The sequence below is a fragment of the Bernardetia sp. ABR2-2B genome (assembly GCF_037126435.1).
GTDB lineage: Bacteria > Bacteroidota > Bacteroidia > Cytophagales > Bernardetiaceae > Bernardetia.
This window is the reverse complement of record NZ_CP147020.1, coordinates 2,333,276-2,358,466: the sequence shown is the minus strand read 5'-3', so window position 1 is coordinate 2,358,466 and position 25,191 is coordinate 2,333,276. Positions and strand designations below refer to the sequence as shown.

At 33.5% G+C, this 25,191-nt stretch carries 20 protein-coding genes and 1 tRNA gene; 15 read left to right on the top strand and 6 right to left on the bottom strand.

All coding sequences use genetic code 11. From position 1 onward, the window contains the following. Window positions 1-26 precede the first annotated feature (26 nt). Together WAF17_RS09870 and WAF17_RS09865 are read right to left on the bottom strand one after the other, a co-directional pair. Window positions 27-926 carry a hypothetical protein gene (locus WAF17_RS09870; protein ID WP_338769448.1) on the bottom strand — a complete coding sequence of 300 codons (900 nt, stop codon included), beginning with the start codon at window positions 924-926 and terminating at the stop codon, window positions 27-29. A gap of 275 nt (window positions 927-1,201) precedes the next feature. Next, window positions 1,202-2,146 carry an AraC family transcriptional regulator gene (locus WAF17_RS09865; RefSeq protein ID WP_338770175.1) on the bottom strand — a complete coding sequence of 315 codons (945 nt, stop codon included), beginning with the start codon at window positions 2,144-2,146 and terminating at the stop codon, window positions 1,202-1,204. Window positions 2,147-2,612: 466 nt separating this feature from the next. Between WAF17_RS09865 and WAF17_RS09860 the strand changes: the two genes are divergently transcribed. Together WAF17_RS09860 and WAF17_RS09855 are read left to right on the top strand one after the other, a co-directional pair. After that, complete coding sequence (locus tag WAF17_RS09860; RefSeq protein ID WP_338769445.1) at window positions 2,613-2,939, top strand: DUF3467 domain-containing protein; 327 nt, start codon at window positions 2,613-2,615, stop codon at window positions 2,937-2,939. A 97-nt stretch (window positions 2,940-3,036) separates the two neighbouring features. Then, window positions 3,037-4,437 (top strand): hypothetical protein, encoded by a 1,401-nt coding sequence (locus WAF17_RS09855; protein WP_338769443.1) that lies wholly within the window; start codon window positions 3,037-3,039, stop codon window positions 4,435-4,437. A 30-nt stretch (window positions 4,438-4,467) separates the two neighbouring features. Here WAF17_RS09855 and trmB read toward each other — a convergent pair whose 3' ends face one another. After that, a complete protein-coding gene (trmB, locus tag WAF17_RS09850) occupies window positions 4,468-5,124 on the bottom strand; it encodes a tRNA (guanosine(46)-N7)-methyltransferase TrmB (protein ID WP_338769440.1) in 657 nt (218 codons plus the stop codon). A 182-nt stretch (window positions 5,125-5,306) separates the two neighbouring features. Between trmB and WAF17_RS09845 the strand changes: the two genes are divergently transcribed. Next, on the top strand, window positions 5,307-5,855 hold the full coding sequence (locus WAF17_RS09845) for a PH domain-containing protein (RefSeq protein WP_338769438.1): 549 nt from the start codon (window positions 5,307-5,309) through the stop codon (window positions 5,853-5,855). A gap of 67 nt (window positions 5,856-5,922) precedes the next feature. Beyond that, window positions 5,923-7,701, top strand: coding sequence for a single-stranded-DNA-specific exonuclease RecJ (gene recJ / locus WAF17_RS09840; protein ID WP_338769436.1), 1,779 nt, complete (start codon window positions 5,923-5,925; stop codon window positions 7,699-7,701). Between the two features lie 36 nt (window positions 7,702-7,737). On the opposite strand, the gene WAF17_RS09835 is transcribed toward recJ, so the two are convergent. Then, complete coding sequence (locus WAF17_RS09835) at window positions 7,738-8,643, bottom strand: flavin reductase family protein (RefSeq protein WP_338769433.1); 906 nt, start codon at window positions 8,641-8,643, stop codon at window positions 7,738-7,740. A 272-nt stretch (window positions 8,644-8,915) separates the two neighbouring features. Further along, window positions 8,916-8,988: transfer RNA gene (locus WAF17_RS09830), tRNA-Phe, on the bottom strand. 425 nt (window positions 8,989-9,413) lie between these two features. Here WAF17_RS09830 and WAF17_RS09825 point away from each other — a divergent pair. The 4 genes from WAF17_RS09825 (at window position 9,414) to WAF17_RS09810 (ending at window position 13,395) form a co-directional block, all read left to right on the top strand. Continuing rightward, window positions 9,414-10,907 carry a DASH family cryptochrome gene (locus WAF17_RS09825; RefSeq protein ID WP_338769430.1) on the top strand — a complete coding sequence of 498 codons (1,494 nt, stop codon included), beginning with the start codon at window positions 9,414-9,416 and terminating at the stop codon, window positions 10,905-10,907. A gap of 125 nt (window positions 10,908-11,032) precedes the next feature. Then, window positions 11,033-11,782 (top strand): hypothetical protein, encoded by a 750-nt coding sequence (locus WAF17_RS09820; RefSeq protein WP_338769427.1) that lies wholly within the window; start codon window positions 11,033-11,035, stop codon window positions 11,780-11,782. A 230-nt stretch (window positions 11,783-12,012) separates the two neighbouring features. After that, the gene (locus WAF17_RS09815) at window positions 12,013-12,435 is read left to right on the top strand and encodes a molecular chaperone Tir (protein ID WP_338769424.1); all 423 of its coding nucleotides are present in this window, start codon (window positions 12,013-12,015) and stop codon (window positions 12,433-12,435) included. Window positions 12,436-12,624: 189 nt separating this feature from the next. Further along, the gene (locus tag WAF17_RS09810; protein WP_338769422.1) at window positions 12,625-13,395 is read left to right on the top strand and encodes a PspA/IM30 family protein; all 771 of its coding nucleotides are present in this window, start codon (window positions 12,625-12,627) and stop codon (window positions 13,393-13,395) included. 93 nt (window positions 13,396-13,488) lie between these two features. Here WAF17_RS09810 and WAF17_RS09805 read toward each other — a convergent pair whose 3' ends face one another. Next, entirely contained in the window at window positions 13,489-13,644 is a 156-nt protein-coding gene (locus WAF17_RS09805) for a hypothetical protein (protein WP_338769420.1), read from the bottom strand. A 699-nt stretch (window positions 13,645-14,343) separates the two neighbouring features. Between WAF17_RS09805 and WAF17_RS09800 the strand changes: the two genes are divergently transcribed. The 7 genes from WAF17_RS09800 (at window position 14,344) to WAF17_RS09770 (ending at window position 25,086) form a co-directional block, all read left to right on the top strand. Next, window positions 14,344-15,708: a c-type cytochrome gene (locus WAF17_RS09800; RefSeq protein ID WP_338769417.1), complete on the top strand. Its 1,365-nt coding sequence runs from the start codon at window positions 14,344-14,346 to the stop codon at window positions 15,706-15,708. 38 nt (window positions 15,709-15,746) lie between these two features. Further along, window positions 15,747-19,217 carry a TAT-variant-translocated molybdopterin oxidoreductase gene (locus tag WAF17_RS09795; protein ID WP_338769414.1) on the top strand — a complete coding sequence of 1,157 codons (3,471 nt, stop codon included), beginning with the start codon at window positions 15,747-15,749 and terminating at the stop codon, window positions 19,215-19,217. A 99-nt stretch (window positions 19,218-19,316) separates the two neighbouring features. Continuing rightward, complete coding sequence (gene nrfD, locus WAF17_RS09790) at window positions 19,317-20,720, top strand: NrfD/PsrC family molybdoenzyme membrane anchor subunit (RefSeq protein WP_338769411.1); 1,404 nt, start codon at window positions 19,317-19,319, stop codon at window positions 20,718-20,720. Window positions 20,721-20,789: 69 nt separating this feature from the next. Next, window positions 20,790-21,422: a DUF3341 domain-containing protein gene (locus WAF17_RS09785; RefSeq protein ID WP_338769408.1), complete on the top strand. Its 633-nt coding sequence runs from the start codon at window positions 20,790-20,792 to the stop codon at window positions 21,420-21,422. A 40-nt stretch (window positions 21,423-21,462) separates the two neighbouring features. Then, window positions 21,463-22,170, top strand: a complete 708-nt coding sequence (locus tag WAF17_RS09780) for a cytochrome c (protein WP_338769405.1) — start codon at window positions 21,463-21,465, stop codon at window positions 22,168-22,170. Between the two features lie 97 nt (window positions 22,171-22,267). Continuing rightward, entirely contained in the window at window positions 22,268-23,674 is a 1,407-nt protein-coding gene (locus tag WAF17_RS09775; protein ID WP_338769402.1) for a quinol:cytochrome C oxidoreductase, read from the top strand. Between the two features lie 350 nt (window positions 23,675-24,024). After that, the gene (locus WAF17_RS09770; protein WP_338769399.1) at window positions 24,025-25,086 is read left to right on the top strand and encodes a cytochrome c oxidase subunit II; all 1,062 of its coding nucleotides are present in this window, start codon (window positions 24,025-24,027) and stop codon (window positions 25,084-25,086) included. The last annotated feature ends 105 nt before the right edge of the window (window positions 25,087-25,191 follow it).

Genomic DNA, 25,191 nt, shown 5'->3' with positions numbered 1-25,191 from the left:
TTCATAATTCACAATTCATAATTTCGTTAGAAGAAACTTGTCTTAGAAAGAATAGCCAAATATTTAGTTTCCCAAAATTTTTCAGAATTAGTAATCTCTAGATATACATTTCCACCTCTTTCTTCAATTTTGAAAGAACCTGAAGGACGAGAAGGTACTAATTTTACTTTTTTAGCTTTTACATCACTTGTACTTCCTATTACGATAGAGCTTGTAGTACGAATATCAATGGCTGTAAACTTACTTTTGGTACGTCCGTCTGGCTCAAAACCTTTTTTATCATTGATAATAATATCTTTATCCTTGAGTTCTTTTTCTGTACCTACTACGTAATATGCTGTATTTGCCATCGTACGAGTGTCTTCCAAGACTACATTAGTAGAATCAAGCTCATCAATTTTGCCAGAATAGCGAGATTTCCAACCTGTTACTTCTGTTTCTAATTCTGCAATTCGTCCTCTCATTTGTGTAATTTCAGCATCTTTATCTTCAATAGAACGTTTCAACATCGCTACTGTATTTGCAAGAGCAGAGTTTTGCTGTCCAGATTCTTTTAGTTTGCGTTCTAATTCTGCTACTTTAGCTCTGTTGGCTTGCATCTGACGCTCAATTTGTTCCATTCCTTGGTCAATGCTCATTCCACCTGTTGATGGGTCAATATCACCACCACGCATATCTGAAGTTAGACGACGAATTTTGTCTTCTACTTGGCGCATAGAATCCAAACGCACATAAATAACATTCATTTCTTGTTGTAAATCAGCTTGATACAAACTGTCTTTTTCTCTAGCACGTCGTAGGTCTTCTACTTCCATAGCTAATTTTTTCTCATTTTCACTAGGTCCTTTATCACACGAAGAGATAAAAAGAACACTAAAAAAGAGTGCAGTACAAAGCACTACATTATTAAAACTTGATGTAAACATAATTCAAAGGTTTTTAGGGTTAATGATTGTTCTATCTTAAATAAACAATAAAAAAAAATCATAACAAAATTAACATAAAATTAGACTAAAAAAATTTCTATTATCTATTTTGTAGAACGATTTATAAAAAGGGAAGTTACTTAAGAGTAGATTGAGCGTTTGATGATGCTACTTTGTTAAAGAAATAAAACTAGCTTCAAGATTATAAAACAAAAAACCAAGTAAAATTAGTGACACTTTACTTGGTTTTGACTGATAAAACTTATGGTTTTTTTTTAAGAAACTTCTTGCTGCTGCTCTTGTTGCTGTACATTCAATAGAGAATCACGCTTACGCATTTTACCAGCAGGAATACCAAACATCATTTTGAAACGACGACAAAAGTAAGCTGTATCTTTGTAGCCCACTTCAACACCAATACTGCGAACACTCTTTTTAGAAGTACGAAGAAGCTCAACAGCTTTATCCATACGTTGATATTCGATATAATCTTGAGGATTTATTCCTGTCAAGAGTTTGAAGTATTGACCAACATAATCCTCTGATACATTAGCAATACTTGCCAAAATTTTGTTTGAAAGGTCTGTATCTAAATTTTCTCTGATATATGTAAATAAATGGATAAGACGAGGGTCTTTGAAGTAGGTGCTATTTGTAGCTAATTTTTCAACAAACAAACGTTCTGTCAAAACAAAACGAATCATCTCTACGACTAATTTTTCTGTATTTAAGACAAGCATTCTTGAGCTACCTATTTGCTCTTCTTCTTCTTCTTCTACAATCTCTTTAATCAAGTCATTAATTTTTGTTGCCTTCTTAAACCTAAAGGGAGGTAAGTCAAGTGAAGTAAAAAAACTTACTGAACCAAAAACACGAGCATCTAAAACAACTTGAGAAAAAATGGCTTCCCCCTCTTGGTCGTGGTAGGTTTGAAGATGAACAGCATTTTTTTGTAACAGGTCATCTGGAGAAATAATATCATATTTTTCAGCCTCTCCAAACGTAATGGTTGTATAATTACCTGCTGGTAAGAAAAGAACTTCCCCCTCTTTTACCAATTCATTTTTAGCTCCAAAACGCATAATTCCTTTATGAAGGAAAATTAATGAATTATCAATATCATAAAAATGCTTGATACGCATCGGAATTGTAGCAACCGTTTTTTTGGCTCGGACATATCGAATACTAAGCGATTCGATAATTTTATTATAATCTTCCATTAACATAAGCAGAGGTAGTTTGTAAAAAAAGGTTTAATTAAGTGATAAAACTAAACGTAGGTATATAAAAAAGATAATTTGAATAGCGACATATAAAATTGTGTTAAAACTGCCTTATTACAAAGTAATTTTAAACCAATTCTTGAAGTAATAAATAGTATTTTACCCTGTAAAAATAGAAATAAATAAGTAGCTTTCAAAATTTAATACTGCAATATACTATAATGTTTCTATAAATAATTAAATTTTCAGTCTAAAAATTGGATTTTTTTGTGAGTATGTACTTTGTTTTTATTTTTTATTGATGCTTTGCTAAACTCTTTTCTTCTCTTATTTATGACTAACTTTTTTATCGCCTTTTGATTTAGATATATTTAGTAGTATTTTTATCAAAAAAATGATTTAGATTTACTTTGATTTATTGTAATCAAAGTTCAGATAAAATTAACCTATAAACTCAAAAATTATGGATAACCCAACAAATAAAAATAACCAAGAACAACAAATAAATATAGAACTAACAGAAGAAATGGCAGAGGGAACGTATGCCAATTTGGTTATGATAGCACACTCTCAAAGCGAATTTTTCTTAGATTTTGTAAGGCTTGTACCAGGTGCGCCAAAAGCTAAAGTTCAGTCAAGAATTATTCTTACACCCGACCACGCCAAACGTTTGTTGCACGTTTTGAAAGATAGTGTTGATAAGTTTGAAGCCAATGTTGGCAAGATTGCAGTTCAAGAAGAGGCAAATCAGTTTCCTCTGAATTTTGGTGGAACAGTAGGAGAAGCATAAAATAAACTTAGAAGGTAGAAATAAGATTTTAGAAATAAAGTGCAAATTCCTAGACTTGATTCCCAATTCCCAATTCCCATTTTCCAATCCCTAATCCGTGCTTCAATTTTTTCGTACTTACGATCCTTTTCGCCTTCTGACGGTACTTCTTTTTTTGTTAGTGCTTCGTTTGCCTTTGCTTTTGAATACCTTTTTTGCTGATATTCCATTATTGAGTCCAATGTTGGATTTTATGTTGGTAGGTGAGCGCATTGCCGAAGGAAATACTATTTATAAAGAGGTATTTGCAGGTATTGCGCCCTTTTCGGCTTGGTTTTATGCAGGTTTGGATATACTTTTTGGTCGTTCTACTTTTGGATATGCAATTATTGGGACAGGACTTTTATTTTTACAGGCCATTATTTTTAATACATTGCTTGTAAGAAGAGATTTTTTACTAGATAGAGGCTATGTTCCTGCTATGTTGTATGTGTTTTTTGGTTCGATTAGCTTTGATTATCTCAATGTCTCTCCTGTACTTTTGTCACTTACTTTTTTGCTCTTAGTGGTTCGTGAAATATTTACGCTTACAGAAAACACACACGACCAAACTCTTTTTACAATTGGTTTTTATGTGGGAATAGCCACTCTTTTTCATTTACCTTCTAGTATTTTTCTTTTTTGGGTCAGTGTTGGATTGGGTGTTTTTCGTTCTACTTCGTTCCGTCAGCATTTGCTTGTTTTGTTTGGTTTTGCATTTCCTATCCTACTTCTTTCTTTATATTTCTTTTGGAATGATAGTCTAATTGATTTTGTCGTTCAATATCTAAATTCAGTTTCTCTTGCACCCAAGTTTTACCTGTCTGTTCAAGATTTTATTATCATTTTAGCTTTTCCAACTTTATTTTTAGTATTGGCTATCTTGAATATGTTTTCTGGTCGTAGCCTTACTAATTATCAATCTTATTGCCGTCAGATGATGGTTTTTTGGCTTATTGCTTCTGTTTTTAGTCTGCTTTTATGTAAATATTGGCTTCCTTTTCAGTTTGCTTTTTTCTTACCTCCCCTTGCTTTTTTTGGAACGTATTATTTATTTTCTATCCAAAGAAGGTGGATTGCCGAGCTTCTTTTTATATCTGTTTTGGGTGGAATTGGTTTGCAACTTTGGGCTACTCGTACCACTATTTTTTATCCATTAGATTATACAGAAGCTATTATACAACAGCCCTCTGACTTTGATTTGAAAAATGAAAAAATCTGGGTTTTTGGAGAAAACCATAGTTATTATATCAATAACAAACCTGTTACACCCTATTTAGATTGGAAACTGACACAAAATAGGATTGAAGAGTTGGATAACTATCAAGCACTTCTATTATTCTACAATCAAATCGAAAAAGATAAGCCTCAATTTATTATTGATAAAGAGAAACAACTTCCTCCTCTTTTTGAGCGTATTCCCCTGCTATCTCAAAAATATACTACAAAAGATTCTTTAGTTTATGAATTAAAAGAGTAAAATATGTTTGATTTAGTAAAATTCATTTCTTTACTCAAATTCAAATTTCAAATAATTGATGTTCAAGCCCTGTTTTTGCGCTCTGTTTTCATAACGTGTACGTATGCCGTGATGCTCAGGGTAAAGAGGCGAATTGTGTAAATCTCTAGTTACGAGTAGATTTTTGATGTTGTATTTTGATACTTCTTCCAACGTATAATCATAAAGTGGGTCATCATCGGTTTTGATATGAACAGTTCCTCCTTTTTTTAATATTTTTTGATACATATCCAAAAAGCGAGAGTTTGTCAGACGGCGTTTTCTATCTCTCTTTCTTGGGCGTGGGTCTGGATGAATTACCCAAATTTCACTTACTTCGTCTTCTTCAAAAAACTCATCTAGTTTTTGTATTTCAGCACGTAAAAAAGCAACATTAAAAGAATTATTTGCTAAAGCATCCGTACTTCCTCGCCACAATCTATCTCCTTTTACATCAACACCAACAAAATTTTTGTTTGGATAGACTTTGCCCAAACCCACACTATATTCGCCATATCCACAAGCAAGTTCTAAAACAATAGGTTGAGGTGTTGGAAAATGTATTTTATTCCAGTTTCCTTTTAGCTTTGTATAGCTTTCATCTTCCATTTGTAATACATTATAACGTTCTAAATTTTCTTCAAAACGCTCCATTTTTTTTCTGCCCATCTTTTTATATGTTTTAAACGTATATCTAAATACTGTTTTTGAAAGAGATTAATCTTTTAAATATTCTTATTTTTGTGCTGAGACTATAATCTAGCTAGTAATCTGAATACAAATATATTTCATTCTATCTTATCTTGCTTCATTGTGAGCTATAATTCTATTAATTTAAAGCCTTTTTTGAAATGAATACAACAAATCCATTAGATAATATAAATAATTTGAACGCTGAACAAACTCTTTGGAGTGGTTCGCCCTCTTGGCTTTTGCATCTTGGAAAAGTTATTATTTGGGGAGTTTTGGGAATTATTCTTCCTACTTTAATTATTCTTTTATGGACAAAAGGAGTTGAGAATCCAAAATTAGATATGTTCTTTTGGGTACTCTTGTCAGCGAGTATAGTTATTCCCTTCGGAATTGTTTTCTTTAAAATCTTTGATACTCGTTTCATTATTTATACGCTCACTAGCGAACGACTTATCATAAAAAAAGGAATTTTGACACGCACAACTGACGAAATAGAATTATATAGAGTAAAAGATATTCGCTTAGTAGAACCTTTTTTGCAACGACTAGTAGGACTCTCGGTCATCGAAATAACTTCTTCAGATAGAAGTAATCCTGCTATTTCTCTGTCTGGAATACGAAAGGGCGATATGCTTCGGAATAATTTGAGAAATCAAGTAGAAAGACTACGTACAAATAAAAATGTTAGAGAAGTTGATTTTGAGTAAATCAAATTATTCAAAACATTGATTCTATGAGTTTTATTTAGTAGGTTTAATCAAGTAAAAACTATCTTTGATTAAACCTATTTTTTGTTTTCATTCTACGTCTTCTTATATGCAACCCAAACGTTGGCTTTTCGAATCCTTACCTTCTGATGAAAAAATCTCAAACCTATCGAAGCAAGTCAATGTTAGTAGCATTCCAGCAACATTACTATTACAGCGTGGTGTAAATGATTTTGAAAGTGCAAAGTCATTTTTTCGCCCTTCTCTTTCTCATTTGCATTCTCCTTTTTTGATGAAAGGAATGGATACGGCGATAAATAGACTAAAAAAAGCAATAGAGAATAAAGAGAGGATATTAGTTTATGGAGATTATGATGTTGATGGAGTTACTTCTGTGGCTATTGTTTATGGCTTTTTGAAAAAGATTTATATAGATAGTGCAGACGAAATAGAGGAGAAAAAACTTCAATTTTATATTCCAAATCGAAATACAGAAGGCTATGGAATTACGAAAGAGGGATTAGATTTTGCCAAAAAAGAAGAGATAAAACTTATCATTTGTTTGGATTGTGGAGTAAAAGCAAACGAAGAGATTCAGAAAGCAAAAGACTGGGGAATTGATTTTGTAGTATGCGACCATCATTTACCAGATGAAGAATTGCCTGTCAGTTTTGCGATGCTCAATCCAAAACAAAAAGGTTGTGATTATCCATTTAAAGAGCTTTCTGCGTGTGCTATTGGTTACAAATTTCTGCAAGGATTTTGTATCAGAACAGGAACTTCCGAACGAAATCTGCATTATTATTTGGATTTGGTAGCTTTGAGCATTGCTGCTGATTTAGTTCCAATGGTGGGAGAAAATAGAATCTTGAGTTATTTTGGGTTAGAAAAAATAAATATTGACCCACTTCCTGGTGTAAAAGCACTCTTGAATTTGATCAATGGTTATGGACGAAAAATAGGAGTTCGTGATATTGTTTTTTCGGTTGCGCCTCGTCTGAATGCAGCAGGAAGAATTGATACTGCCTATCATTCATTAAATTTACTTTTGGCTTCTTCGGAAAGTGAAGCAAATAAATTAGCTAGAATACTCAATCAAAAAAACGATGAACGTCGTGATATGGGAAATAAAATGATGTTTGAAATTGATGAAATTCTAAAAAAATCAAATCCTGAACGTAAAACAAATGTTCTTTTTAGTAAAAATTGGCATAAAGGCTTGGTAGGAGTTGCAGCAGCAAAATGTGTGGAAAAAACCTATCGCCCAACGGTGGTTTTGACAAATTCTGAATCTGAAAGTGGAGAGTTGGCTGTCGGTTCTGCTCGTTCGATTTCTGATTTTGATATTTATGAAGCTGTTGAGAATTGTTCGGATTTGCTAACACAGTTTGGAGGACATAAATTTGCTTCTGGAATGTCTATGCCTATCGAAAACGTAAGAAAATTTCAAGAACGTTTTGAAAATACAGTTACTGATTCTTTAGAAAAAGAACAACTTGTTCCTCCTATTCGTGTAGATATGGAGGTTGATTTTTCACAGATTAGTCAAAAAATGTTTTCTATTATCAAACAAATGTCTCCTTTTGGTCCTCAAAATATGCGTCCTGTTTTTGTTGCTCGTAATGTGCAGCTTTTTTCTCCCAAAATCATAAAAGAAACTCATCTTAAAGTACAGGTAAGGCAGGGAACTTCTCTTTTTTCAGCTATTTCATTCGGAAAAGCTCATTTTTTTAATCAGATAAATACCAAAAATAGATATGATATTGCCTTTTTAATAACCGAAAATAAGTTTAGAGATAAGAGCTATTTACAACTTGAGATTAGAGATATTTTGAAAGTAGATTAAAAATTGCCCACGAATTTACTCATGGGCTTTGTTTTTTTAAGAATGAACAGGTTCTAAAAGAACTCTCCATGCTTTCATTATTTCATTTTTTTGAGCATATTTTTCTGCTGTTTTGTGTTGTGCTTCTTCATTTGGAAATGAGCTTCTAACCATTTCTTTTTCTTCTTCTGTGAAATCCTTAAACTCTACAGCTTCAATTTCTTCAATGGTTGGCTGTTTTTCTACATTTCCGAGCTTTCCTAACGTATTTCCTGACAAATACTTACTACTTTTAATTCTATAAGGAAGCGCATCAACACCAATTCCTTTTGTCGATAATGGTTTGGCAACTTCAAAAACAGCATCTCCACTTGCTCTAGCATAATAATTTCCTCCCATACGAGCTACCAAATCTATAAGATGTGGGTCTATTTTGCCTTCTTTGTCCAAAACAGCCTTATTGATATGCATCATCTTTACTTCACAGATAATCAAATTTCCTGCGCCTCCTTCTTGTCCTGTTTCTATAATCTGCGTTACCTCACATTCAAATTGTGCTGGAGATTCCAATACCCGAGGAGGAGTAACTTTGTGCGAAGCAATAGGCGTAAAACCTGCTTTCATAAATTCATTTACTCCCTTATCATATTCTGTACTTGAAAGCGACATTTGCTCTACCATCGAATATGAAACCATATTAATAACAACTTCTCCTATCTCTTTTACATTTTCTAAAGTATGCTTTGTGGTATTGTCTCTTACCCTTCTAGCAGGTGAGAAAATGAGGGTCGGAGGGTTTGCTCCAAAAACATTGAAAAAACTAAAAGGAGATAAATTAACATTTCCATCTGTATCTATCGTACTGGCAAAAGCAATCGGACGAGGCGAAATTGCGCCCAAAAGTAAACCATGAAAAGCTGGAACAGGTAAGTCAGAAGGAAGGTAAGAATTGAAATCAGACATAAAGAGTGATTAATGATTAGTGATAAATTAATTTCTACTGATAAAAGTTGTTTAAGAATGGGCTTTGTAGATATATTTGTTGGTGTCGCTACGCTAAAACACCAAAAAAGGCTGTGTTATTTTTCCTTAGAATTGGGTTTGCAAACCCAGTTCTAAGGAAAAATGAGTATTCTTAAATAACTTCATAGTTAGTAATCTAAGACAACAAAAAAAACCCAAAAAAAGTTATTACTTAATTTGGGTCTTTTGGTATTAGTTAAAATACGCTACGGTGGTGATGAGTGGGCTCGAACCACCGACACACGGATTTTCAGTCCGACGCTCTACCAGCTGAGCTACATCACCGTATTTATAAAATTGATTCTTATATCAATTACACTTTTGAGAATGTTTTAGTTCAAAAATTAAAAATGATTTCTGTTTTTGCTCTATTTGTTTCCCTTAGTGCGATGCAAAGGTACGTTCTTTTTCTTAATATCCAAATACTATTTGAAAAATTTTTCAATAAAAATGAACAAAATATATTCACAAGCCACTAAATAATTGACTTTCAGAAAGATAGTTTGAAATAAATTTTTAATTTTTTTTCTAAAGTTTAGAAAAAAAGTAGTTATGAACTTATATCAAGTTAGGAGGTTATTAAACTCTACAATGAAAAGCTTTTAAAGCGAGTTGAAAAAATATTAGGATATTTGGTTATTTTCAAATCAAAATACAATGAAAACTATTAATTAAGCTCTAATTATAAAAAAGATACCACCAATAAAAACATGAAAAATACATTAGTTTGGCTTCGCAATGATTTACGATTAAAAGATAATCCAGTTTTAAAAAAAGCATTTGATACAGGCAATAATGTAATTATAGTTTATATTTTCGAGGAAACTAATTTTGAAAAAACAGAATTAGACTTGCCAAAAACAGGAGTTTTTAGAACTAATTTTCTGTTAGAATCTATTCAAGACCTCAAAAAGCAGCTTAAAAGCTATAATTCAGATTTATTTATCTATAAAGGAAAGACAGAAGATATTTTATCAAACTTAGCTCAAAAGCTAGAAGTAGAAACTGTTTTTAGTTCAAAAGAAATAACTTTTGAGGAAATAAATTTAAAAAACAAAGTAAATAAAGAGTTATCAAAATCAAATATCAGTTTAGATTTAACATTCCAACAAACGCTTTATAATTTTGAAGATTTGCCTTTTGCATTGAATGATTTACCAAATATTTTTACACATTTTAGAAAGAAAGTAGAAAAAGAATCAACTGTTTCAGAGCCTATTTCTATTTCTAAAGAACTAGAGGAATTAAAACAATCAAATAAAAATGAGTTTCTGAATCAATTAGAATCGACAGAAACTCCCACGTTAAAAGATTTTGGTTTTTCAGAATCAGAAATAAAGTCGTTACACAACCCAAAAGCAGTTTTGAAATTTGAAGGGGGAGAAACGGCAGCTTTACAGCGTCTGAATTATTATACATTTGAATCTAATTTACTTCAAACCTACAAAGAAACACGTAATGGACTTTTGGGAGGAGATTATTCTTCCAAATTTTCGGCGTGGTTGGCAAACGGTTCTATTTCTCCAAAAATAATTTGGCATGAAGTAGAGCGTTATGAAAACGAAGTAAAGAGTAATAAATCAACCTACTGGCTAAAATTTGAACTCTTGTGGAGAGAGTACTTTAAATTTATTGCAGCCAAATATGGAAACAAGATTTTTCTTTTGGAAGGAATGAAAGATGATGAAAATTTGGAGCGAATTTATGGAAAGAATAGAGAAAGTTTGGAAAAGCATTTTCAAAACGAGCAGAATAAAAAGTTATTTAATAAATGGAAAACAGCCAAAACAGGAATTCCGTTTATTGATTCAAATATGAAAGAGCTAAATGAAACGGGTTTTATGTCTAATCGTGGAAGGCAAAATGTAGCTTCTTTTTTAGTCAAAGATTTAAAACTAGATTGGCGTTGGGGAGCTTCTTATTTTGAAACAAAACTGATAGATTATGATGTTACGAGCAACTGGGCAAACTGGGCATATGTTGCAGGTGTAGGAAACGACCCACGAGAAAATCGTTATTTTAATATCATCAAACAGGCTAGAGATTACGACAATAATGGCGATTTTGTAAAATATTGGTTGCCACAGCTTTCTGATGTTCCGAATAATTTGGTTCATACACTTTACAAACTGACACCCAAAGAACTGGAAAAATATGAGGTTTCTTTAGGTGGAAATTATCCGTATCCGATTGTGAAACTTTAGGTAGTGTTAAAACTTTGTTAGTAGTTTTTTTGTAACCAAAATAACTCTGACAATAGTTTACATATTCAACTATGGACAGCCTTCTGAAAGGTCTGTCAAAGTTTTGTCTTCAATAAAATAAAACTATGAAACCAACCTACTTATTATTCTTTCTGCTTATATTTTTCTCTCAAAATGCTTTCTCTCAAGACTATTCTAAAATGTCTGCGAATGAAAAAGCTAAGGTAATTATTTATGGAAGTGATTATCCTTATTCTTTGCTTTTGGAAAGTGGGAGTGATACGCTTCATCTATATCAAAAAAGTTTATATTTGATTTTTGAAGAGGGAAAGTTAATTCAAGTAAATTATGAAGAAGGAAGTAGAAATAAATATGTTTATCAAGACGAAAAAATTATAAGAGTAGAAAGTTACAACAAAGAGGATACTACGTATTTGATAGCAAGTTATAATAAAGATAGTTTGAAATATATTGTTCCTTCTCCTGAAATAATATCTTTTGATAATGATTATATTGGTTGTAACGATAGGAGAGAAGGATATTCAGATTTTTGTGTTTATTATAAGGAAAATATAATTTTTCATGGTTATGATAAGTGGATTTTTCTGAATGATAAAATAGTTACTGAATTTCATCCAATGGGTAACTTTCCTTATTTTGATAATCAGCAAAAAACATTTTTTGTAAAAGATGGCTATGTAAATATTTTAAGGGAAAACTTCTTTACAACAGAACAACTTGAAAATGAGCTTTCAGAAGGCGATTTTGAGAGTGAAGAAAAAAGAGAAATAAAAATCAAGATTCTAAAATCCTCAAAAGATAAACCTAAACGAGAAAAAATAGTAGAAGTAGAAAATAGCATTGATATAGACTAAAATCCTTGTATGAAAAAACTAAAAACATAAAGCACCTATTTTTCGTACATACAGAATAGATAAGCCATTTTTGGTGTCTCCACTAACGACTTAAAATAAAATTTTAGAAAAATTCTAATTTAATTCTACTTTTTCGATAAAAAAATCTTATTTTAAAGGATTATTTCATAAGGCTTATACAAAGTCATTATAAAGACTTAACATTCAATCAAATTTAACTATCAACTTGTATGAAAGACCACTTTCAGATTGTAAAAGATTACTTGCTAGAACTCGGCTACGACATCACAGCAGAAGACGCTGAAGAACAACTTTTTATCATCAATGACGAAGAAGAAGGCATTCGTAATTTAGTAGTCGATTGTGAAGATCCTATTCTAATTATTGAGCAGTATATCTTAGAACTCAAACACGTCGACGAAAAAACGCTTACTCGTTTGCTCCAAAAAAATAGAGAAATCGTACATGGGGCTTTTTCATTAGACGAAACAGGTAAAAAATTACTCTTTAGAGATACACTTCAAATCGAAAACTTAGACCTAAACGAACTTGAAGGTTCTATTAATTCACTCAAATTATTGATGGCAGAATATTCAGAACATCTTTTAGAGTTCGCAAAAGCAGATGCAAGTGCAGTAAAAGAAGCATATTAATTCATAACTAATATGAAACTTTTAACTTTTTGGTAAAACAAAAACTTGTATTTACATCTAGTTGAGTGATTCTAAATTACTTAGCAAAATATTTACCTCGCATGATTACCAATTTATTATTATTAATAAACCTTTGATAGTAATAAACAAGAATTTAAAAATTAAACAGAACCTTAAAGAAATATAAATATGTCTATATTCAAACGTCTTTTTAGCATGGGCAAAGCAGAGGCTCATAATGCAATAGATAAATTAGAAGACCCAATCAAGATGACCGAACAAGGAATCCGTGATTTGAAAGGAAACCTTAACGAAAGTCTTCAAGGGTTAGCAGAACTAAAAGCACTAGCTATTCGTGCAAAGCGTGACCATCAACAATTTCTTTCTCAGTCTAAAAACTATGAGCAGAAAGCAGTTTTGTTGCTTCAAAAAGCACAAACTGGAGAGCTAGACCCAGCAGAAGCTGACCGTTTGGCTTCTGAAATGCTTCGTAAGAAAGAAGAAGCACAACAACAAGCTGAACGTACGGGTAAAGAAATGACAACTCACGAGCAGCACGTTTCTAAAATGAATCAAAATATTCAGACACTTAAATCGAAAGTAGGAACGTATGAAAACGAACTTCGTACCTTGAAGGCTCGTTCGAAAGTGAGTTCGGCTACAAAGAAAATCAACAAACAAATGTCTCAAATTGATTCTAGTGGTACGGTTTCTATGCTTGAGCGTATGAAAGAGAAAGTATCACAAGAAGAAGCACTGGCAGAGTCGTATGGCGAAATTGCGTCTATGAATACATCTGTTGATGACGATGTGGCAAAAGCATTAGGAACAGGTTCGGCAGCTTCATCTTCTGCTTCTCTTTTAGAATTAAAAGCAAAATTAGGATTGGCTCAAAATGCTTCTTCTAGTTCGGATGAAAGTGCTGATACTTCAACACCTCCACCAACTCCAGAAAGCTAGAAATAAAATTTTAGAAATTTTTTCTATAAAAAAACCTTCATTCTAAAGCTAGAATGAAGGTTTTTTTATATGTTTTGGTCTTTATAGATAGACCTACGCTTTTTTGTTTTTCTCAAATTCAGCTTTGATTGCCTCAACATCTACATTAAGCATTGGAGGTACAAAGTTGTTTTTTTTGAGCATCTTATCACGTGCAACAGATGCACGACGACGACGCTTCAATTTGCGTTCTAATCTAGTAACTGACATAATATTATGGTTTAGCGTTTTCGAAAACTAAGACGCAAAGATAAGAATTTTTTTTATCAAAAAAAGCTAAATTGAAATATTTTTTATTTTTCTCTAAAAATATTTTTCTAGGGCTTGTCTAGTTTACTCCTATTATAAAGTTGAATGAACAGAGTTAAACTGATAAATTAATTTTGTTTTTAAAGATAAAAGAAATAATTTTGAATAGTAATTGCAATTCTGTTGAAAAACGAAACTGTAAGTTCAGTTTAATTTTTTTTCGATTTTTTAAAACTTTTTTTATCTCCGAGAGTAAGAGTTTTAAAATGATAGTAAAAGAAATTAAAAACTTCAATATCTAAGTCAAACGGTCTAAATCTTTGAGCTTTTATATCCATTACAAATTTTATTTTTTTTGGAAAAACAAGTGAAAAAGCAACTTAAAATTATTTAGAATCATTTTAAATTATGCCATGAGTTTTTGTGTAAATTTATAAGTAACTGTTAATCAATTGGTTAGTGTTTTTGTCTCAAAAACAAAATTTGATGTATTTTGAAATAAACATTGATAAAAACCAATACGCATACTAATTTTGTAAACGAAAACAGCACAGTCTTATAGTCGATAGATATATTCAGTCAAACATTATTAAAAAGTTAAGGCTACTTATATCAAAATTTATATTGTTTTGTGCTTGTCACCTATATTATTTAAAAAATATGTTATTCAAACAACTACTAATACAAAAGTCATATTCTAACAGACTTCGTTCCTTTAGACGAGGTTTTAAAAGAAGTGTTACAGGAAGTGCTTTTGGTTTTGTCTTGATGCTCTTGGTTATTTCTACCATTACTGTACTCTCTACACAGTGTGCATATGCTCAACAAGACTCAACAGCACAAACTACTGACGACGCAACAGCAACAACAGACGATGGTGCTACTGCTGGAGAAAGTCCAGAAGTAATTGCACAAGGAAAAGAACTTTTTGAAGGTAACTGTGCTCAATGTCATGCTGTCCACAAAAAAGTGGTGGGTCCTGCATTGAATGGCGCAGAAGCTCGTTGGGGAAGTCGTGCAGCTATCATCAATTTTATTAAATACCCTGAAAAGGTAATTAATTCGGGAGATGCTTATGCTCAAAAACTCTACGAAGAGTATCAGCAGTATATGCCAAATCACGATTTTTTCAAAGATGAGGAAGTAGCTTCTATTTTAGATTATATCAAAACTGTTCCTGTTCCTGCTGCTACAGTTGCAGTTGCTGGAGATGGAGGAGGAGCTGTGCAAGAAGGAGGAGCTGCAAACTCTAGTTTATTACTAGGAGTTGTAATTGGCTTGATTGCTCTTTTGTTAGTGGTTGCGCTAGTGTTAGTTGTTCTTACTTCAGTTCTTTCAGGTTATTTACAGAAAGAAAAGTTAGAAGAAGACGAAGATACAGTAGTTACTCAATCTATATTTGATTTTAAAGCCTTCTTTACAAGCTCTGCTTTTATTGGTGTCGTATTATTCGTACTGGTAGCTGTTGGTGCAAAAGAGCTTTTTGCAGGACTTTGGACAATCGGTGTTCAGCAAGGGTATGCTCCTACTCAACCGATTAAATTCTCTCACAAACTTCACGCAGGATATTACGAAATTGATTGTAAATTCTGTCATTCAGGGGTAGAAAAAGGTAAGTCTGCCGTTATTCCTTCTGCAAATGTTTGTATGAACTGTCATGGCGAACTTCGTCGTGGTTCTCCAGAGATTCAAAAAATCTATAACGCTATTGAAAAAAATGAGCCTATTCAATGGGTTCGTGTACATAACTTGCCAGACCTTTCTTACTTCAATCACTCTCAACACGTAAAAGTAGGTGGTATTGAATGTCAGACGTGTCATGGTGAGATTCAAGAAATGGAAGTAGTACAACAAGTGTCGCTACTTACTATGGGTTGGTGTATCAACTGCCACCGTGAATGGGATGTAAATGCAAAAGGAAATAATTATTACGATAATCTTATCAAATTGCATAATTCTACATCTAAAGAACCATTAAAAGTTGAAGATATTGGTGGGTTAGAATGTTCTAAATGTCACTATTAAACCATTAACTTGTCGCTCAACAACTTAAACCTAAGAAAATGAAATTAAGTGAACGCATATATTGGAAGGGCATCGAACAACTAAAAAATGACCCTGATTTTATCCAAAACGCTGAAAAAGAATTTCCACAAGACCTTAAAATAAAGGATGCTTATGGAGATAATACTAAGGAAGAAGACGATGATATTACTAAAAGCTCTCGTCGTGATTTCTTAAAAGTGATGGGGTTTAGTGTAGCAGCTGTTTCTCTAACAGCTTGTGAAGCTCCTGTCAAACATGCAATTCCGTACCTTACTGCACCAGAAGAGGTAATTCCTACTATTCCTAATTACTACGCTTCTACTTTTGTAGATGGTGGTGAGGCAAGTCCAGTAGTTATCAAAACTCGTGAAGGTCGTCCTATTTTTGCAGATGGAAACGCATTTTCTCCTCTTTCTAAAGGAAAAGTAAATGCTCGTATTAGTGCCTCTGTTCTAGGATTGTATGATAACGAAAAAGCAAAACACCCATTAAAAGATAAAGCAAAAACAGATTGGAAAACAGTTGATTCTGAAATTTCTTCAAAAATTGATTCTAATCTTCGTTTGGTTAGTCAGACTGTTGTAAGTCCGACAACTCAAAAACTTATAAATGAATTTTGTGCTAAAACTGGAGCAAAGCACGTGTCGTATGACCCTGTTTCTGTTTCGGGTATGATGGAAGCTAACTTCCGTAGCTTTGGAAGAAAAGTAGTTCCTTCTTATAATTTTGATAAAGCAGAGCTTATTGTTTCTATTAATGCAGACTTTTTAGGCTTTTGGCTTTCTCAAGTTGAGCATTCAGTACAATATGCTAAGACTCGTAAGATTTCTGAAAATAAGAAAACGATGTCTCGTCATTATCAAATTGAATCTGTCTATTCAAATACAGGTGCTTCAGCAGATTATCGTTTGCCGATTTCTCCTTCTCAAGAAGGTGCAGTTGTAGCAGCTTTGTACAAAGCACTCGGAGGAAATGCTGGAGGTGCTTTCAAATTTGAAAATGCTGTTTTAGAGAAGAACTATCAACAACTACTCAAAGACCTTAAAGCTGCAAATGGAAAAGCCCTTGTAGTTTCTGGTTCGAATGACCCAGACGTTCAGCAACTTGTCAATGCAATCAATCAGAAATTAGGGAGTTATGGCAAAACGATTGATATGCAAAACCCTTCATATCAGCGCAAAGGCGATGATAAGCAAATGACAGATTTTATAAAAGATTTACAAGGTGGCGCAGGTGTAATTTTCTATAATTGTAACCCTGTTTATGACCACCCAAGAGGAAGTGATATTGCAGCGGCTCTTCCTAAAGCAAAGCTTTCTGTTTCGACTTCTGATAGAATTGATGCGACAGCTAATTTCTGTACATACCTTACTCCAGACCGTCATTATTTAGAATCATGGAATGATGCTGAACCAAAAGCTGGTCATTTAAGTCTTATTCAGCCTACTATCAATCCAATTTTTGATACTCGTCAGTTCCAAGATAGCTTGATGAGCTGGGCAGGAATGGAAGGAGATTATTATACCTATTTACGTTCTACATGGAAATCTAAAGGTCTTCCTATGAACGGAATGAACTTTGAGAATAGTTGGAAAAAGTGGCTTCATGATGGAGTTGTAATGTCTAAAAGCTCTAATGCTTCTTCTGTAATGGGAGCAGCAACAATGCAAAGTAGTCAAGACACTACATTAGCAGGTCTAAAAACAGAATATTCTGAAACTGATTTTGTAGTAGATACTGAAACAGTTGAAGGAGAAGAGTTAGTGGCAGGTGCTGCAACAGCAAATACATCTATTACATATAAAGATGCTGATTGGTCTAGCATAGATGCAAATATCAAAAAGAATTATGCTACTACTGTTCCTGTACAGGGAAGTGAAGTAGAGTTAGTCGTTTATCCTTCTCCTGTAATGGGAACAGGTTCAATGGCAAATAACCCTTGGATTCAAGAAACACCAGACCCAATCACAAAATTGACTTGGGGACATGCTGTCCTTGTTTCTATGCAAAAAGCAGCCGAACTTGGTTTTGAGACTGTAGAAGTGAAAACTTCACAAGCGAAAGTAACAGTTGATGGTACTCCCTACATTTTGCCTGTGATTATTCAACCAGGAATGCCAACCAATACGGTTGCTATTTCTTTAGGTTACGGTCATAAAGAAGATGACGAAAATAACACAAATAATAACTTAGGAAAAGTTTCTGTTGAAGCAGGTGGAGCAAATAGTTACAAAATGCTTTCTATGCGTGATGGGTTTATCCAATATACACGTACAAGTGGTGTAACTATTGAAGCAGCAGGGGATACAGAAAAAATAGCTCGTACTCAAACGCACCAAACATATTTAGGTCGTGAAACGATTATTCAAGAGGCTATCTTGAAAGATTATCAAGATGTTGATAATTTGATAGCTAAAAAGTACGACCCTAAAGTTACAATGGATGGTAAGAAAACCGAGCCTACTGATATTTCAATTTGGGATATTGATAGCGATGGTTATGGTTCTGAAAATGACCCAATAGCTAAAGCAGAAGAGAATGCAAAAGATAAAATAAAACCAGGAACAGAAGATAACTGGCTTGTTCGTCAGCGTGAGCGTGATGAGTATGCAGCAGATACTTTTGAATATAACCTCCATCACTGGGGAATGGTTATCGACTTAAATACTTGTACAGGTTGTTCGGCTTGTTTGGTAGCCTGTAGTATGGAAAACAATGTTCCAGTTGTTGGAAAGACAGAAGTAGAAAATCGTCGTGAGATGCACTGGATGCGTATTGACCGTTATTATACTTCATCAACTAAACTGGCACCAGGTGAAAGCCCAGGAGCTTCTGATTATCCTAAACTAAAAGCTGTTTCTGAAAATCCAGAAGTTGTATTCCAACCAATGATGTGTCAGCATTGTAATAATGCACCTTGTGAAACTGTTTGTCCAGTTGCTGCAACTACGCACAGTTCAGAAGGTCTTAATCAAATGACATATAACCGTTGTGTAGGTACGAAATATTGTGCAAACAACTGTCCTTATAAAGTTCGTCGTTTCAACTGGTTTAAGTATCACAATAACTCAGAATTTGATTACAACCAGAACAATGCATTAGGCAAAATGGTATTGAATCCAGATGTTACTGTTCGTTCTCGTGGTGTAATGGAAAAATGTTCACTTTGTGTACAAAGAATCCAAGAGGGTAAACTAGCTGCAAAACGTGAGGAGCGTAAGGTTCGTGATGGCGAAGTAGTTACTGCTTGTGCTAGTGCATGTCCTACAAGTGCAATCACTTTTGGAGATTTGAATAACCGAGACAGTGAAATTGTGAAGTTATTAGAGCCAGAATTAGACAAACGTGCTTACAACGTTCTACATGAGATTAATACTCGTCCGAATGTTTGGTACTTGACTAAAGTTCGTAACCAAGAAGAAGCATTCGTTCCTTCTGGTGTGAATCCTCAATCAGCTGAGGATATGGTAGAAGCTGCACAGTCATAAAACAAAAAATAAGTAGGGTTTGTAAGTAATTATAGACCTTACTTCTAAAAATATATAAAGAATTTAATTAGATAATCATCACAACATTATTACATCATCATGCAAATAATATCAGATGTACGAGAACCCTTAGTAACTGGTGATAAGACCTATCACGACATTACAAAGGATATTGCAGGAAGAGTAGAAGATAATCCAGCTCCATTATGGTGGGCAGCTTTTGCTTTTGCTTTGGTTCTGCTTATAGCAGGAGGAGCGTTTTTAGGAGATATGCTTTGGAACGGAATCGGTCGTTGGGGACTCAACAAAACCGTACAGTGGGCTTGGGATATTACCAACTTTGTTTGGTGGGTAGGTATTGGTCACGCAGGAACACTTATTTCTGCCGTACTTTTACTTTTTCGTCAAAAATGGCGTACTGCTATTAACCGTGCAGCAGAAGCAATGACAATTTTTGCTGTTATTTGTGCAGCCGTTTGGCCTATTGTTCACATGGGTCGTCCATGGTTAGGAGCTTATTGGGTTTTGCCTTTACCAAATACATTTGGTTCTCTTTGGGTAAACTTTAACTCTCCTCTTCTTTGGGACGTTTTTGCCATCTCAACTTATTTCTCTGTATCACTTGTTTTCTGGTTTATAGGACTTGTACCTGATTTTGCGACTATCCGTGACCGTGCTGTTACGAAGTTTGGTCGTATTTTTTATGGTGCGCTTAGCCTTGGCTGGGTAGGTGGTGCAAAAGCTTGGGTTCATTACGAAGCTGTTGCTTTGATTTTAGCTGGTCTTTCTACACCACTTGTACTTTCTGTACATACGATTGTAAGTATGGACTTTGCAACCTCAGTAATACCAGGGTGGCATACTACGATTTTCCCTCCTTACTTTGTTGCAGGAGCAATTTTCTCAGGTTTTGCGATGGTACTTACTTTAATGATTATTACTCGCAAAGTATATAAATTAGAACACTACATTACTTTAGAGCATATTGAACTGATGAACATTATCATTATGGTAACTGGTTCTATCGTAGGTATTGCTTATATTACAGAATTATTTATGGCTTGGTATTCAGGTGTTCCTTATGAACAATACTGTTTTATCAACCGTTCAACAGGAGATTATTGGTGGGCATATTGGTCAATGATGACGTGTAACGTAATCTCTCCACAAGTATTTTGGTTTAAGAAGCTTCGTACAAGCATCGTATTTACATTTATTCTTTCTATTATTGTAAATATCGGAATGTGGTTTGAGCGTTTCGTAATTATTGTTACATCGCTTCATAATGATTACCTTCCTTCTTCTTGGACATACTTTAGTCCGACACTTTGGGATGTAATGTGTTATGTATTTACTTTTGGTTTGTTCTTTACGCTTTTCTTCTTATTTGCTAAGTTTTTCCCAGTAATAAATATGGCAGAAGTAAAATCAGTATTGAAAACATCTAATCACCACGTTTATAAAAACAGAGAAACCATTAAAGACCCTCATGATGTAGTTTAAGATGTTGATGAAATACAACTATTTTAAAATTACTACTTAGTTTATTAGGGAGAAAAAGATATTAAAATTATGGCAAATAATACATCAAATACAATGGAAGTAGATAAGCACTATATCTTAGGTGTTTATAGTGATGAAGATGACTTAAAACACGGTGTTGATCATATTCGTGAAAAAGGAATTTCTATCTACGAAGTATTTAATCCATATCCAGTTCATGGATTGGAGAAAAATTTAGGTTACGGACATTCTTGGTTGCCAAAAGCAGCATTTATGTTTGGAGCTTTAGGAACTACGGCTGCAATCACAATGCAAACAGGTATGATGGGTGCACTTTGGCCTATGATTATTGGTGGAAAGCCATTTATTGCAATTCCCGATTTTGTTCCTGTTACTTTTGAGATGACTGTTCTTTTTTCTGCCTTTGGTATGGTAGGTTCGTTTTTGGTTTCTCAAGATTTGAAACCTTACAAAGTTCCTCGTATCTTTGACCGTCGTAGTACAGATGATAAACATATTGTAGCTATTGACTTAGCCAAAAATAGTCTTTCAGAAGCAGAAATTAAAGCTGTTTTGGAAGAAGCAGGTTCAGAAGAAGTAAATCGTAAAGATTTTACAGAAGAAGAAAATAATCCGTCTTTCTTCAAATATTTGGGTGATATATTCAAGCATGGTGTTCGTTCTACGAGCCGTCCTAAATAACTTATTACCACCGATTAACAGATTTATAAAAATAAAAGCAATGAAGCTATTTAATACATTTACATTCTCTACTTTATATACAGTCTTAGGAGTTGCAATGCTTACTCTTTTGACTAGTTGTGGAGCAGAAGAAAATTATCCAGGAGTTGAGTATGCACCTCAAATGTATCACTCTGTTCCTTATGAGCCACTTAGTCAAGTAGTGAATAACGAAAATCATTGGTACTCTCGTATTGATGACTATTTCAATAGTTCTCCAGCATCTATTTATGGCTACTATACAAAGGAAGACTTGGAAGAAAATCCTAAGTTGAGAGACAAAGTTACCAATATGCTTATGCCTCCTGTGGGAACAGTAAAACGTCAGAAATACAGAACTGAAGAGTTGAAAAATGAAACTATGTTCTACGAAACTCATAGAGATAGTGTAGAATATGCTTCTAGAACTTGGAAAAATCCTCTACCAAAAGACGATGAACAGGTATTAGCAGATGGAAAGCAACTTTTCTTGACGTATTGTGCAGCTTGTCATGGTGCAGAAGGAAAAGGAGACGGAAAAGTAGGAGCTGTTTACAATGGCGTTCCTAATTATACAGCAGGTCGTTATAAAACACTAAATGAAGGGTGGATTTATCACGTAATTACGTATGGAAAAGGACGTATGTGGCCTGTAAAAGTTCAGCTTGAACCAGAAGAGCGTTGGAAAGTAGTACGTTATGTACAACAATTACAACAAGGAAATCCTTAATTTTTATTTATTAAAAATAAGTTTTTCTAATAAATATAAATTACTAACTGTCTTTAGAAATTATTTCGCAGACTATACATAAACTTTATCAATCGCAATGGCTGCACACAAAGATTATCACTTTGACAGAGAAGCACTAAACGAGCAGTTTATCTTCTCAGCAAAAGCAAAACGAACTATATTTATTCTAATTTTAATTGGAGTAGTATTCTCTGGAATTGGAATAGCTTTTATGGCTACTGACTCTGGGCATCACGAAGAAGCACATGCTGCTATCGAAATGAGTGGAAACCAACTTTCTGCTCTTCAGCAGGAACTTCCAGAAAATGCTCCTACTACTGTGGGGGTAGTTGATGGCAACGAAGTTATTCATGCAGAAGAAGGAGGGCATCATCCCTATCACTGGACAAAACGAATAAAGGTAAACCTTTGGATTAATATTATTTTCTTTATTGGTCTTTCTGTAGTTGGAGTTTTTTGGGTAGCTATCCAATATATTTCAATGGCAGGTTGGTCAGCAGGGTTTAAACGTATTCCAGAAGCATTTGCTTATTTCTTGCCTGTTGGTTTGGTATTATTCTTTGCTACTTTCTTTTGGGGATACCACGAGATTTTTCACTGGACAGACTCACAGCTTTATGCATTAGGAACTCCTGAATATGATGGAATCATTGCAGGAAAAAGTGCTTTTCTGAATAAGCCATTTTTCTTAATTGGTTCATTTGTAATTATTGGTGGATGGTTTTTATTTCACATTCTTACTCGTAAGAATTCATTAGCAGAAGATAAAGCAACTACGAAAGAACAAATCAGAAAACATTATCGTAATATGGTAAAATTATCTGCTGCATTCGTAGTATTCTTTGGAGTTACTTCTTCGGTTGCTGCTTGGTGGTGGACACTTTCTATTGATACTCACTGGTTTAGTACAATGTTTGGTTGGTATCACTTTGCAAGTTGGTGGGTAGCTGGTATTGCAGCCATTACACTTACGGTTGTAATGCTTAGAGAAGCAGGTTATTTAAAGTTTATCAATGAAAATCATTTGCACGATTTAGGTAAGTTTGTATTTGCATTTAGTATTTTTTGGTCTTACATTTGGTTTAGTCAGTTCTTGCTTATTTATTACGCAAATATTCCAGAAGAAACGGCTTATTATGTAGAACGTCTTTCTAGTCCAATTTATAGAAAATATATTCTTATCATCTTACTTGTAAACTTCATTATTCCTTTCTTTGGACTTATGACACGTAATGCAAAACGTAAGATGACTATCTTAAAAGTAATCTGTATTGCTGTAATTATCGGACACTGGTTTGATTTTTACCAAATGATTACTCCAGGTACACTTCGTGAGCATGGTTCATTCGGTTTCTTAGAAATTGGAATGCCGTTTATATTCGTTGGTGTATTTGCTTATATAGTAGGAGCATATTTAGCTAAAGCCCCTTTAGTGGCAAAGAACCACCCACTTTTAGAGGAAGCTTACAATCATGAAACTTAGAATTAAATAGTAAAATAAAGATTCAATATAAATTGAATCAAAGTAAGAATTAAACTGAAATAAGGTTTTTAAATTGGTTTGAAAACCTTATTTTTGTACCACATAAAAAGTAAGTGAAAGGATAATAAACAACTTTCAAAAATAATTGAAAGTTTTGAAAACCTTTTTATAGTACAAATTGCTTATCTATCAGAGACTTATATATATACAGTGTTGAAAAAGTATGTTTGGAATTTATATTCAGTTTAATTAATAAATTTTAACAAAACAATTTCACTAACAGTATATAATTACTATATAGTATAAGAATTATATAAAATTTTAATAAAACTTTTAACTGAACTATACAAATGAACGGATTACTTATTGCTGCCGTCGGCGTTCTGTTCCTTATCTTAATGGCTCTTATTTATCGTGTTTTCATGCTTGTGCGTGTGGCGAAAGATGTTAAAGAACCAAACACTAGAGATAGTAGAGTAGGAATGTCGAATAAAGTGAATTCGATTTTATTTATCGTATTCTTTTTTGTGCTTTTTGCATCTATTTTTGCTTATGGTTTTTCTGAAAAAGTAAAATATATTTTGCCAGAAGCATCATCTATACATGGAGTAGAAATTGATTTTCTATTTTGGCTTACTACTGCCGTTGTGTTTTTTGTTTTCATAGTAACACATATATTATTGTTCTTTTTCCCTTACATGTATCGTTATCAAGAACACAAACGAGCTACTTTTATTCCTCATAATAATCAGTTAGAGATTGCTTGGACTATCGTTCCTGCTATTGTTCTGACTGCTTTAGTTGTTACAGGTTGGACGGTTTGGTCTGACATTACAGACCCTGCTCCAGAAGATGCTTTAGCTATTGAAGTAATGGGGAAACAGTTTAACTGGCAAGTACGTTATGGAGGAAAAGATGGAAAAATTGGTAAATTCAATTATATGAAGACAGACGGAACAAATTCTATGGGAATGGATTTTGAAGCTGATGAGTCTAATTATGATGATTTTATGTATAATGAATTACGTTTACCAAAAGGTCGTCCTGTTCTTTTGAAAATTCGCTCTCGTGATGTATTGCATAGTGTATTTTTACCTCACTTTAGAGTAAAGATGGATGCAGTACCTGGTATGCCGACACAATTTTGGTTTACTCCAACAAAAACAGCTGAAGAAGTAAAAGTTGAGTTAGAGGCAAAGGGTGATCCAAATTGGGATGCTTTTGAATATAAATTAGCTTGTACTGAAATCTGTGGAGGAAGCCACTTTGCGATGTTTATGAAAGTTTCTGTTTTAGAAGCTGATGAATTTCAAAAATGGTATGATTCTGAAGAAGCTTGGGCTGCTAAAAATGTAGATTATTTAAAGGAGCAAGGAATTAAAAATATTCCTTCTAACCTTGCTTCTAAATAAACAATTTTAGTAACAAGAAGTAATCCTTTAATAAGGATGAGGAGAACAACGAAAATAAAATTAAATTTTAATACATCTATTTTACAATAAATACCGCAAATAATT